Origin of the sequence: Rhodococcus sp. NPDC056506 (assembly GCF_042794945.1) — a bacterium.
Classification (GTDB): domain Bacteria; phylum Actinomycetota; class Actinomycetes; order Mycobacteriales; family Mycobacteriaceae; genus Rhodococcus_F.
Window position 1 is genome coordinate 170,802 of the sequence record NZ_JBHTSW010000003.1, and the last position, 12,107, is coordinate 182,908.

The following is a 12,107-nucleotide window of genomic DNA, read 5'->3' on the forward strand; positions in this document are numbered from 1 at the left end:
GGCCTTTCGGTGCGGTGCATCATGTCCGAATCACTATGCACCTCCCTACCGACACAAACGACAAACAGTCACCTCCGCCCGGTGAGGGCGGAGGTGACTGTTTGTCGACGCTGTGGAAACCTACAGAATTTCGGTTCCGACGGTGAAGCGCTCCATGACGTCTTCACGCGGAGTCACACCGAATCCCGGTCCCTGCGGCACGGCGATGTGGCCGTCCTCGATGACAAACGGTTCGGTGATGTCTTCCTTGTAGAAGCGATCGGACGCCGAGATGTCGCCGGGCAGTGTGAAGCCGTCCAGCGCGGCGAGAGCGGCGTTGGCAGCGCGGCCGATTCCGGTCTCGAGCATTCCGCCGCACCACACCGCAATACCGTGCGCCGACGCGAGATCGTGGATTCGCTTGGCTTCCAGGTATCCACCGACACGGCTCGGCTTGATGTTGATGACCGAAGCAGCACCGAGCGTGATGGCGTCGGCTGCATCCTTGGCCGACTCGACCGACTCGTCGAGGCAGATCGGAGTCGAGAGGGACTGGGCAAGCTTGGCGTGCTGCACCAAATCGTCCTCGGCCAAAGGCTGTTCGATGAGGAGCAGTGCAAATTCGTCCAGGCGACGCAGCAGCTGCGCGTCGACAAGTGTGTACGCGGCATTCGCGTCGACCTGCAACGGGACGTCGTAGCCGAACTCCTTGCGCACTGCTGCGACAGGTTCGATGTCCCAGCCCGGCTTGATCTTCAGCTTGATTCGCACGTAACCCTGCGACAGGTAATTGCCGACGGTCTCGAGCAACTGCGGAATGCTGTCCTGGATACCGACGGATACACCGGACGGAACCCGCGTGCGAGTGGCACCGAGGTACCGAGCGAACGACTGTCCGCGAGCACGCAATTCAGCATCGAGAATTGCCATTTCGATGGCCGACTTGGACATCTGATGACCCACGATGTGATGAAGCACGCTGCCGACGGTCTCGGCCGAGAGCGGCTGATCCGACTGCGACTTACGCAGCGTCGGAACGAGATACTCGCGCAGCATCGCTCGCGCGCCGGCGGTGTACTCCGAGTTGTAGTACGGATCGCTCAGCGAGCCGCACTCGCCCCATCCGACAGTCTCCACCGGGCCGTTGGGGCCCTCGGTGGTGCCACTCACCTTCAGGACGAGGGTGTTGCGCTCGAGTTGGGTGCTGAATGACGTGGTGAAAGGGGAGACGAGAGGGATGCGCAGTTCGCGCAATTCGACGGACTCAATGTGCATGGACTTGCTCTTCTCCGGTTGTCTCGCAGATTTTCGTGAACATGTAATAGCCACTGGGGTCGAAGCCGGTCGATTGCCATTCCTTCGAGGCGATCAATGGTTCGAGGTACTCGCGAAGCGCGTGTCGCCAGGCAAAGGCGGAGGCGCGGTCGACAGTTCTCAGATGCTCTATGTCTCGGGGTATTCCGACTGCGATGTCGATGCAGTCGGGTGGGATCGGGAGCATCCGAGGTGTACCGTCCTCGGTGGGTTGGAGCACCTTGAATGTATCATCCACGGCCACAGCAGAACTCGGAGCTTCATCGGCGTCGAGATCCCAGCTGACCAGCATGCGGTCGCTGGCGTCGCCGGCATTGATACCGTCTGCCATCGATCCGTAGAAATCCGGATTGTATTCAGCCGGTTCGGCACCGAGACGCTGGATGTTGAAGTAGGCATTTCGTGCGACGAGCGGATCGAAGGTCCAACGGATCGTTCTGACGCCGCGCTCGATGCACCAGTCCCGCTGATGATGCTTCAGAGCGCGGCCGATTCCCTTGCCTGCGTGCCCCGGTAGAACTCCGGCGATGTGCGAGTGCAGGACCTGGCCGAGAGGCTCGACGAAGAAACCGACACAACCGCCGATCATCTCGCCTTCGGAGAAGGCTCCCACCACGTAATGGCCACCGTGATGGAGTGCAACCAACATCGCCGTGCCGAAATGAGCCGGTCCGGGACTGGTTGCCCAGATCTCGTCGAAAACGGCAGACAGATCGGCTATTTCGCGGGTGTCGACCAGTTCTCGAAACTCAACCGCTTTGCTTTTCGACACGAGGGCCCCCTTCAGACGTGATCGAACGAATAAGGCCCGCAACCAACGCCGTTCTCGGGGCGATAGCGGACACGAGCGCATGCTCGGTCTCGGCGTGTGCACCGCCGCCGACGCCACCGAGGCCGTCGAGGGTGGGGATGCCGATGCCGGCAGTAAAGTTTCCGTCCGAGGCTCCACCGACGGCGAGGCCGACGGGAGGAGTCAGATCATGCTCGAGCGCAACACGTTCCGCCAAGGCAAGCAACGGTGCGGACATCGCTGCTTCGAGGGGAGGCCGGTTGACGCCACCCGAGACCGTTACTACTGCTTCGGGGTGGATTGCCTGCAGGGCTCGGATATTCGAATCGACCCGCTCCTGCTCGGCTGCGCTGGTTGCGCGCACGTCCACGTCGACAAATGCTTCTGCCGGAACCGTGTTGGTGGTGGTTCCGGCCGAAATGACGGTCGGCGTGACGGTGGTTGCCTGCGCGGGAGAGGACAAGTCGTTGATCGCGATCACGAGACGAGCCAGCTCGACTGCCGAGTTGATGCCCTTTTCCGGTTCCAACCCGGCATGTGCAGCGCGGCCGGCAACATGGATCCGATACAGAGACACTCCCTTGCGGACGGTCTTGAGTTCACCGCCGTCGCCGCCGGCCTCGAGGACGAGCACCGCGCCCGCAGCAAGTTCCTCGATGAGGGACCGCGACGTGGGCGAACCGATTTCCTCGTCACCGGTCACAAGGAGTGTGATCCCGTCGAGTGCATCGTCACCGTGCAACTCTCGAACGATGGCGAGGGCGTGAATCGCCTGAACAACACCAAGTTTCATATCGAGGCCGCCAGGACCTCGAAGTGCTCCGTCGGTGACGGCTGCGGGCAGGCGCGTCAAGGTGCCGATCGGCCACACGGTGTCGTGGTGACCGAGCAGCATCAGCCGCGTCGGTGAGCTGCCGAAACGGGTCACCAGATGGGTTCGGCCTTCCCTCACTATCGACTCCGGTGTAACGCCGAGTCGTTCGTGGACAAGGTCTGACGTCCATTTCGCGCTGCGAGCAACAGCTTCGAGATCGTGAGACGGCGACTCGACTTCGATGAGCGCGATGGCGTCCTCGAGGATCTGAGGAAGTTGGCGCTCGGCCAGATCGCGGAGAACGGTCATCGGTTGTTCACTCGCGGATATGCGCGGCTTCCGACGTGTAACAATTGTGTACTCCCGTTGTCGGAGAAAGTGATCCGGATCCAACTCGATGTTTGAGGGAGTCGGGTCCCGAACACTCCAGGGTGAACTTCGATCAGGTTGAGAGAGACGGACTCTGCCGTTTCGGCGTTGAGCGAAGGATCGATGTGATCGGTGCGGTGGGCGGTCAGAGAACTGCCGGTCCGTTCCAGGACGAAATCGGCGGCAGCATCGCGGTACAGACCGCACAGCGCATCGAGTTCCTCGGGTGAGGACGTGATGCGGGTGTGGGGGTCACCAGGCGAGAATCCCGGTGTCACGGCGACGCCGCCGATCGAAGCGATCACCTCAGCCAGAAGATCGCCCGAGAGACCGTCCATCGCTCCGCCGTTGGCCATCAGGACTACTGCTATGCCGCAGGACGGGACCACCCGCAAGAACGACTGCTGGCCGAGAGTTCCGCCGTTGTGGCCGTGCGCCAGTACCCCGCCCCAATTGTGCAGCAGCCACGTAGTTCCCATGATGTCTGCAGACGACACGTCACCGATCTGGCGGCGTTCCTCGAGCATCGCCAGATGAGTGGAACGCTGAAGCAGCACCGGATCCTCGCGCATCGAATCCTGCGCGAACAGGAGTAGATCTTCAGCTGTGCTGTTGATGAGACCGGCGGGGCCCATCGAACGTGGGATGAGGAATTGTGGTGTCTGCTCGAGCTTGTCGGGGCCGCCGACGTGCCCGACTGCGGCGCGGTGCAGTGCCGTTTCCTCGGGCAGAGTCGTTGTCTTGGTCAGGCCGAGCGGCCCGATGATCCGCTCGCGCAGAACCGCGTCCCAACTCTTACCTCGGAGAACCTCGATGATTCGTCCGGCGATGACGAAGCCGGTGTTGCAGTAGGACCAATCGGTACCGGGAGCGAAGAGTTGCACCGTCGAGGTCAGGGCTGCGACGTATCGCTCGACGCAGTCGTCGCCGCGTCCGCCGTCGATGAAGACGTCACCGTCGATGCCACTGGTATGAGTCAACAGGTGGCGTGTCGTGACCGTTTCGGTGGCTACCGTGTCGGCAACCGCGAAGTCCGGCAGGATGTTCCGAACAGGTGCATCGAGGTCGAGCAGTCCTTCTTCGACGAGTTGCATGATCAGTGTGGCCGTCCAGACCTTGCTGATCGAACCCATCTGGAACAACGTGTCAGGTGTGGCCGCGACACCGGTGCGGGTGCTGACGACACCGGAAGTGACCACGGTGCGGTCGAATCCGCTGCGACCTGTGGTCAAAATTCCCAGCGAGGCACCGGGTACCCCGTACTTCGCGCTCAGGGTGTCGAGTCGGTACTGCCAGTAGTCGGGGTCGACCGTGATGAGTGCCGGCGTGGGGGAGAGGTGACGTTCGAGCCACTCGACCAGCCTGGTGCTGTAATCCAGTCGGTGGGACGGGCGGCCCGTCAACACGAAGGCATGCGACGCGTCCGGGTAGACCACCAGTTCGGTCGGGGTGCCGGCCAAACGCAGTCCACCGAACCACTGTTCGGCTTGGTTGACCGGGCACCGGACATCGCTGCCGCCGTGCAGTATCAGCGTCGGTGTTGTCACCTTCGTGACTCGCCCCAACGGCGAAAGTTCCTGTACCCGAGATGACTGCGGGTCGAATTCGACCGTCTGCAGCAAGATGCCCTCGTCCGACGGGCCCGCCGTGTTCGCGATGTCGCAGACGAGGCCACCGGCGACTGCGACGGCAAACCGATCGGTGACCGACGTCAGGGCGCAGGTCATGAATCCGCCATAACTGTAGCCCGTGAGCACCAGTTGTTTCGGATCAGCAATCCCTTCGGCGACAAGCGTTTCGACTGGTTCGAGCAGGTCAGCGCGATCCGCCTCGCCCCAGCCGTCCCGCACGCCGTCGAAGAAGTCGTTTCCGTAGCCGTCACTTCCGCGCGGATTGATCATCAAGACCGTGTATCCCAGCGCGACCAGTTCCGCGTGGTACGCGTGCATCACGGTGGGCGTTCCGGTCCAGGCATTGTGTGGTCCGCCGTGGACGTCCAGAACCAGCGGACCGGCGCCCGTGACGTTCGGGTCGCGCAGGATCCAACCCTGAACACGGGCGCCGTCGCTGATGTCGAACCAACGCTCGGTGGCGACTGGGAACGCGACGGAAGTTGTCAGTTCCGTGTTCAATTCGGTGACGGTTTCGACGGCGCGAGTCTCGAGATCGATGACGGCGACCTCACCGAAGGACGTCGCCGTTGCCAGCGCGACGACGGCCTTCCCTGACGTCAAGGCAAGGCCGGAGACCACGCTCTGTTCTCCGGTGAGAAGTGGTGAGGCGGAGCCTGATCCGAAATCGACCTTGTGCAGTTCGGTGGAGCCGTGGTTGCGGATGCAGAAAACGATGTCGCCGTCGGCGGTGAAACACGGTGCGCCACCGGGATAACCGGTCCCGCCAGGCATGACGTTTCGGTCGAGCTCGGACGTCAGACCGCGGTCTTCCACTCGCTGGTCGCGGTGCAGGACAAGAAGTTCGTTGTTGTGAATGATCGGCGTGTGCCAACCGACTGCTACGACGGCGTCGCCGGCAGGTGTCCACGCAAGTGGTCCGGCGATGCCGCGTGCGTGCCCCAGCATCCGCGGAGCCGAGGCGAGATCAATCAGCGATACGGTCCACGCGGAACTCGCCCGTGTCAGATCGGCATTGCCGTCCATCGCCGCGGTGAAAGCAAGTTCGGTGCCGTCGGGACTGTACGCGGGATGCGAAGCGTCCCAATCGCCGTCCGTCAGTTGCCGAAGCGAGCCGGCGGCCAGATCGAACTCGAACAGGTGCGCACGAACGCTGCCCCGGACGCCGGATCCGTCGACCTTGTAGTTGAGGCGTTTCGCCACCACGAGGCGTGACGATCCGGCGGCAGTGCGGTCGACCGGGGCACTGAAGGCGATTCGAGCACCGTCGGGAGAGAACACCGGTGCCCCAGCGCCGAGCGGGAGTTGTTCCGTGGTGGTCATCTGAACGGCGGGTCCCCCGGTGGCATCGACCTTCCACAGTTGCGGTGTGCCCGAGGAATCCGGCCGAACGAAGACCAACAGCGTGGAAACGGGATGCCATGCCGGTGAGGTGTCGGCAGGTCCCGCGGTGAGCTGTAGTTGCGGGGAAGCCAACCAGATCGAGTGCTCGTTGGTATCCGCGGCCGGATTCGCTTCGGTACGTACGTATGCAATGCGTCCCGACGCCGATACGGCGATGCTGGTCGGTGTAACCACGGACGCGTAATCCGGGATTCTCGCCCAACGACGTTCTTCGGCACGGGCTACGGCAGCGGGGGAGTCGAGAGTGGTCGGCGTTGTCATTGGAACATCGGCTCCCCGAAGGTCGGGATCGCAGACAACAGCTTGGCCGTGTACGGCTCCTTGGGCGAATCGATCACGTCGAGAACCGGTCCGTGTTCGACGATCTCGCCGCCGAGCATAACTGCGACGTGGTCGCAGACGTAGCGGATCACCGCGAGATTGTGGCTGACGAACAGAACCGTCAGACCCAACTGCTTCTGCAGATCCACCAAGAGATTCAGGACGGCGCCCTGTACGGATACGTCGAGGGCAGAGGTGATTTCGTCGGCAAGCAGGACTGCCGGTGCGGCTGCCAATGCCCGCGCGAGGGCAACGCGTTGGCGCTGACCACCCGACAACGACGACGGGTATTCGTGCGCCTTCTCCACCGGCAGTTGGACGGTGGTGAGGAGTCGAGCCACCTCGGCAGCGCGGTCACCGCGGCTGCGGCGAGCTTTGTCACGACGCTCGGTGGATCGCAGCGCCTCGGCCAATGACTGGCCGATGGTCATTCTCGGATCGAGGCACGAGTACGGATCCTGGAAGACCATCTGGATCCGGTGGCGCAGACGAGCCGTCGCGCCGCGGGCGTGAGCGACGTCCACACCGTCGAGAAGGATCTGGCCGGAACTGGGCTCGGCCAGGCCGACAGTTGCTCGCGCCAGTGTCGACTTTCCGGAACCCGATTCACCGACGAGACCGACCACCGATCCGGAGGGGATGTCGAGATTGATGTTCTTGACAGCGTGGAATTTTTTCGAACCGCTTCCGAGGTGGACGTTGACGTCACGGAATTCGAGCCTGCTCATCGGATCTCCTCTGCAACAGCCAACAGTTCTTCCAACTCGATGTCGGCGGTGCTCTCCTCGGCGTCGAGGCTCTCCACCTGCCAGGCTTCGTCGACGGTGGCAAGCGGCTTGTCGCGATCGGTGCTCATGGTGGGGACTGCGGCGATCAGCGCGCGGGTGTACGGATGCTTTGCACGACCGGCAGTCAGATCGTCGACTGCGATGTCTTCGACGATTTCGCCGGCAAACATGACCAGGACACGGGTACACATGCCGGTGATGACGGCCATGTCGTGCGAGATGAGAAGGATTGCGGCGCCGGTTTCTTCGCGAACCTCGTGGAGCAGCCCGAGGACCTCACGCTGAACGGTCACGTCGAGCGCAGTGGTGGGTTCGTCCGCGATGATCAGAGCGGGCTTGCCCATCAGACCCATGGCGATCATCGCGCGCTGACGCATACCGCCGGAGAACTCGTGGGGGTACTGCTTCGCACGCCTGGGCGCGTCGGGGATCTTGACGGCGTTCAGTCGCTCGACTGCCGCCTTCTTCGCGTCGGCCTTGCTCATGCCTTCGTGGAGCCAACCGATCTCGGCGACCTGGTATCCGACCTTGAGAGACGGATTCATGGACGACATCGGATCCTGGAACACCATCGCCATACGTGTGCCGAGTTGGCGGGCAACCTTGCGCGAAGCCGCGTCGTCCGGCCGCTTCCCGTCCTTCATCAGCACGGTGCCGTCGAACTCGATGAGCCCGGCGTCGACCACGGTGGGGTGGTCGGTCAGCTGCGCGATGGCCATGCAACTCAGTGACTTTCCGGAGCCGGATTCACCGACGATGCCCACGGTTTCGCCGCGATGAACTGTAAAACTGATGTTGTCGACGGGGCGACGCCAGTGGTCACCCGCGGGGACCGCGACGGACATGTTGCGAACGGTCAGTACCGCGTCGTCGTCGCTGGGCGTCGAATCCGTCTGAGCTGTGCGTGCATTGATCGGCTTCCACTTCGGCAGACGACTGCTGATCGGGCTGCGAACTCCCGCCCCGCGTGCAATGGCCTCGCCGAGCAACGTGAAGGTCAAACCGGCGAGCACGACGGCGATGCCGGGAGCAAGTGCGGTGGCCGGGTTGACGAAGATCTTCGACAGGCCTTCGTTGAGCATCCGGCCCCAGTCGAACGCGGGCGGCTGAATGCCCAAGCCGAGGAACGAGAGTCCGGCGAAGACCACAAGGCCGCTGCCGACAGCGATGCTGGCGTTGACGATGAGTGGTTCACGGATGTTGGGGAGAATGTGGCGGAACAACAACCCGGGCTTGGTGACCCCGAGGATGCGTGCTGCGTCGATGAAGTCGCGTCCGTTGACCGAGGAAGCCAGCGCGTACGTCAACCTCGCGAACGGCGAGGCCAGGGCGAGACCGATGGCGATCACCGCGCTGCCAGCACCCTGTCCGAGAACGACCAACAGGAAGATGGCCAGAAGGAGACCGGGGAACGCGATGGCGAAGTTGAGGAATGCCACGACCATTCGTCCGACCCACCGGGGAGCGAGCGTCGGGAGCGTACCGAGTATCAGGCCAATTGTGACACCGAGTGCGACGGCTCCGAGCGCCATGAGCACCGACAGTCTCGCGGCGGTCATCGTGCGGGCGAAGACGTCACGCCCGCCGGCGTCGGTGCCGAAGATGTGCTCGGAACTCGGTCCCTGAGACAGTGCCTTCGGGTTGGCCGCGACGGCGGCGTCACCCCAGATCATCGGTCCGAAGATGACGAGGGCGATCAGAGCGGTCAGGAACGTGAGGGCGAGGATTCCCAGTGGGGTGCGAAACGTTCCGACGATCCAGTGTCGTCGCGGAGGCGTCTTGGGGGCCGCAGTGGGGGCCGTAGGTGAGGTGCTCAACTCAGTTCTCCCGAATTGTGGATCGTGGGTCGATGAGAGCGAGCACCACGTCGACGATGAAATTGATGAGAAGGACGATGGCGCCGTAGACCACGACCAGCGTCTGGGCGAGCGGGTAGTCCTTCTCGGTGATGGACTTGACCAGCGCCATGCCCATGCCGGGCCAGGCGAAGATGCTCTCGATGAGCACGGTGCCGGCAATCAGACCCCCCAGGAGGAGTCCGGCGAGCGTCAGCGTCGACGTCATGAGGTTGGGCATTGCATGACGGAAGTAGATTCGTGCCACGGGCATTCGCTTGGCGCGCGCCGTACGGATGTAGTCCATGTCCAACACGCCGAGCGCCTCTGCACGGACGATGCGCGACATCGAGGCGATGGCACCGATCGACATGGCCGCGACCGGGAGGATGTAGCTTTCCGGTCCACCGCGGCCGGCGACGGGCAGAACAGGGAACGTGACGGCAAAGAGGTAGACCAGCGCCGTACCGAACATGAACTCAGGGATCACGGCGATGGTGCCCGACGTTGCGGTGTAACCGATCTCGACTCCGCGTCGTCGACCGTTGCGGGTCAGTGCAGCGAAGATGAGGCCGATCGGAATGCCCACCAGCAGCACCGTGACGACTGTGAGTACAGCCAGTTCGAGTGTTGCCGGTAGGCGGGACGCGATCACCTCGAAGACCGGAGTCCTCAAGGTGATCGAGTCACCGGGATTCCCGCTCAGCAACCCGCCGACGAATCGGAAGTACTGCTGCCACAAGGGAAGGTCGTAACCGAGCTGAGACCTCGTTGTCTCGACCAGTTCGACCGGTGCGTTCATTCCCAGTGCCAACCGAACCGGGTCTCCCGGAATCAGTTGGAGCATCAGGAACGCCGCAGTCACCAGCGCCCAGAGTGAAATCACGAAGGTGCCGAAACGACGCAGAAGATATGCGGGCCAGCTGTCGGACTCGAGCCACTTTGCTCGAGCCTGAGGCGCCGCTTCTGGTTTCGCGGCTTCAATAGTTTGACTCATGGGCTGTCTTTCCGGAGGGCGGGATGCTGGGGCGGGAAGATATTTCAGAGTGGGCGGGCGGCCTACTGGTAGAGACGCAGCGCAGAACCGTTGAGCGACTTGCCGAATGAGAGTCCGGCCTTGTTGAAGTACACGTTCATGACGGAGTCTGCGAAGGGCACGGCCGCGATCGTCTTGGTGAGCTCCGACTCGGCGTCGGCCCAGGCGTCACAAGCGTCGCTACCGGTCAGACCGGAAGCCTTGGTGGCTGCTGCTTCGTAGGCGGGGTTGCTGACCGATCCGAAGTTCTTGCCTGCTGCGGGAACCGGCCCGGCAAAGTACGCAGTGAAGGTGCTGGGCAGCGAGGAGTTGACCTGGACCCAGGCGATGTCCCAGGCAGAGTTGTCCTTGCCGCTCAGAATGACGTCGATGATCTTGTTCGAGTCGCCCCCGGTCACCTCGACGTTTGCGCCGAGTTCGGACCACGCCGACTGAGCAAGTTCGGCCGCCGCGTTGCGCGGATCGTCGGTGCCGTCGTACACGAGACGGAGATTGAGCGGCTTGCCATCCTTGCTTCGCTTGCCGTCAGCGCCGGCGGTCCAACCAGCGCCGTCCAGTGTTGCCTTGGCGGCAGTGAGGTCGAAGTCCGGAATGTTGCCTGCGACAGAGTCGTAAACGCAGGCGCGCGGTTCGACGGCGACGAGGCTGGTTGCCCGGACCCCGTGTCCGGCGGTGATGACCTGAGTGAGGTCGTCGAGATCGACCGCTTGGATCAGGGCCTTGCGCACTGCGGGATCGCTGGTGGGATTACTCGCGATCTGGTTGAAGTACATCTGGCCTGCCGGCAGTGGCCGACCGACGGAGTCCAGATTGGCTGCCGCGACGCGGTCCTTGTCCGGACCGGCGATCGGAGCTGCGTTGAGTTCACCCGAGAGCAGCTGATTTGCGGCGGTGCTCACGTTCGGCGACATGGCGGCGACGACCGTCTTGGGGACGCCCGGGGTGTCGGAGGTCGTGCCGTCGGGGCCCCAGTTGTAGCCCTCGCGACGCTGGAACGTGTAGTGGTCGTTGGCGGCCACTTCGGTGACTTCGAACATGCCGGTGCCGAGCGACTTCTTGTTCGACGCTGTCGGATCTTTCAATCCGGCCTCGCACAGGATCGGCAGGCGACCGACGTTGAGAAGAAGGAACGGGCTCGGCGCCGGAGTGCTCACCGTGACAGTGCGTGTTGCAGGATCGGCAGTCGCAGTGGCGCCGGTCGGCACGGAGGACCCGCGCAACTGTGAACCGTTGTCCGGGTTGGCCACGAAGTTGATGTTGTCCGCGACGGTCTGCGGTGTCAGCGTCGATCCGTCGGTACAGGTCACCCCGTCACGGATGGTGAAGGACGCAGAGGTCGGGGTCTCCTCCCACTTCTCCGCCAACCACGGTCCGACTTCACTGGTATCGGGATCCTGGTAGATCAGGTAGTCGTACGCCAAACGCGACAACTCGGCGGTCGCCGAGGCGGCCGACATGATCGGGTTGAGTGCACCTGGATCGGCCTGCAGGGCGAAACGGAAGGTCCCGTCCGTGGCCGGTTCACCGCCACCGGCGCCCGAGGACGTGCCTCCCGAGCCACAAGCGGACAACACGAGAGCGAGCCCAGCGGCTGCTGCAAGTGTTGGATAGGAGCGGTGTTTCATGGTGCCTCCGGGATGGAGCTGGTGCCCGAGCGAAGTTCGAGAGGGCGCGGTTGAGTGTTGACTGCTAAATCTTGGCGCATGACGTGACGCGCATCTCTGTCGATCCTCACGAAAATCGGGTCGATTTTCGTCCGCTCCCACGAAAACCGCCAGGATCAGTGAATACCTGTCCGTATCCCGACAGCGACCGACGAAACACGA

8 protein-coding genes are annotated in these 12,107 nt (G+C 63.1%); all 8 read right to left on the minus strand.

Features of this window, described 5'->3' with window-relative positions:
• Nucleotides 1-120 precede the first annotated feature (120 nt).
• The 8 genes from menC to ACFQ6H_RS04655 all read right to left on the minus strand — a co-directional run bounded on the left by menC (nt 121) and on the right by ACFQ6H_RS04655 (nt 11,906).
• Nucleotides 121-1,254 (minus strand): o-succinylbenzoate synthase, encoded by a 1,134-nt coding sequence (gene menC / locus ACFQ6H_RS04620; RefSeq protein ID WP_378446709.1) that lies wholly within the window; start codon nt 1,252-1,254, stop codon nt 121-123.
• Nucleotides 1,244-2,065, minus strand: coding sequence for a GNAT family N-acetyltransferase (locus ACFQ6H_RS04625; RefSeq protein ID WP_378644293.1), 822 nt, complete (start codon nt 2,063-2,065; stop codon nt 1,244-1,246). The genes menC and ACFQ6H_RS04625 overlap by 11 nt, the downstream gene beginning before the upstream one ends.
• Nucleotides 2,043-3,206, minus strand: a complete 1,164-nt coding sequence (locus ACFQ6H_RS04630) for a M20/M25/M40 family metallo-hydrolase (RefSeq protein WP_378446708.1) — start codon at nt 3,204-3,206, stop codon at nt 2,043-2,045. The genes ACFQ6H_RS04625 and ACFQ6H_RS04630 overlap by 23 nt, the downstream gene beginning before the upstream one ends.
• Nucleotides 3,203-6,562 carry a serine hydrolase gene (locus ACFQ6H_RS04635; protein ID WP_378644296.1) on the minus strand — a complete coding sequence of 1,120 codons (3,360 nt, stop codon included), beginning with the start codon at nt 6,560-6,562 and terminating at the stop codon, nt 3,203-3,205. The genes ACFQ6H_RS04630 and ACFQ6H_RS04635 overlap by 4 nt, the downstream gene beginning before the upstream one ends.
• Nucleotides 6,559-7,350, minus strand: coding sequence for an ABC transporter ATP-binding protein (locus tag ACFQ6H_RS04640; RefSeq protein WP_003940215.1), 792 nt, complete (start codon nt 7,348-7,350; stop codon nt 6,559-6,561). Before ACFQ6H_RS04640 ends, ACFQ6H_RS04635 begins: the two co-directional genes overlap by 4 nt.
• On the minus strand, nt 7,347-9,227 hold the full coding sequence (locus tag ACFQ6H_RS04645; protein ID WP_378644298.1) for a dipeptide/oligopeptide/nickel ABC transporter permease/ATP-binding protein: 1,881 nt from the start codon (nt 9,225-9,227) through the stop codon (nt 7,347-7,349). Before ACFQ6H_RS04645 ends, ACFQ6H_RS04640 begins: the two co-directional genes overlap by 4 nt.
• 1 nt (nt 9,228) lies before the next feature.
• Nucleotides 9,229-10,242: an ABC transporter permease gene (locus tag ACFQ6H_RS04650; RefSeq protein ID WP_378644301.1), complete on the minus strand. Its 1,014-nt coding sequence runs from the start codon at nt 10,240-10,242 to the stop codon at nt 9,229-9,231.
• 62 nt (nt 10,243-10,304) lie between these two features.
• Nucleotides 10,305-11,906 carry an ABC transporter substrate-binding protein gene (locus ACFQ6H_RS04655; protein WP_378644303.1) on the minus strand — a complete coding sequence of 534 codons (1,602 nt, stop codon included), beginning with the start codon at nt 11,904-11,906 and terminating at the stop codon, nt 10,305-10,307.
• Between the last annotated feature and the right edge of the window lie 201 nt (nt 11,907-12,107).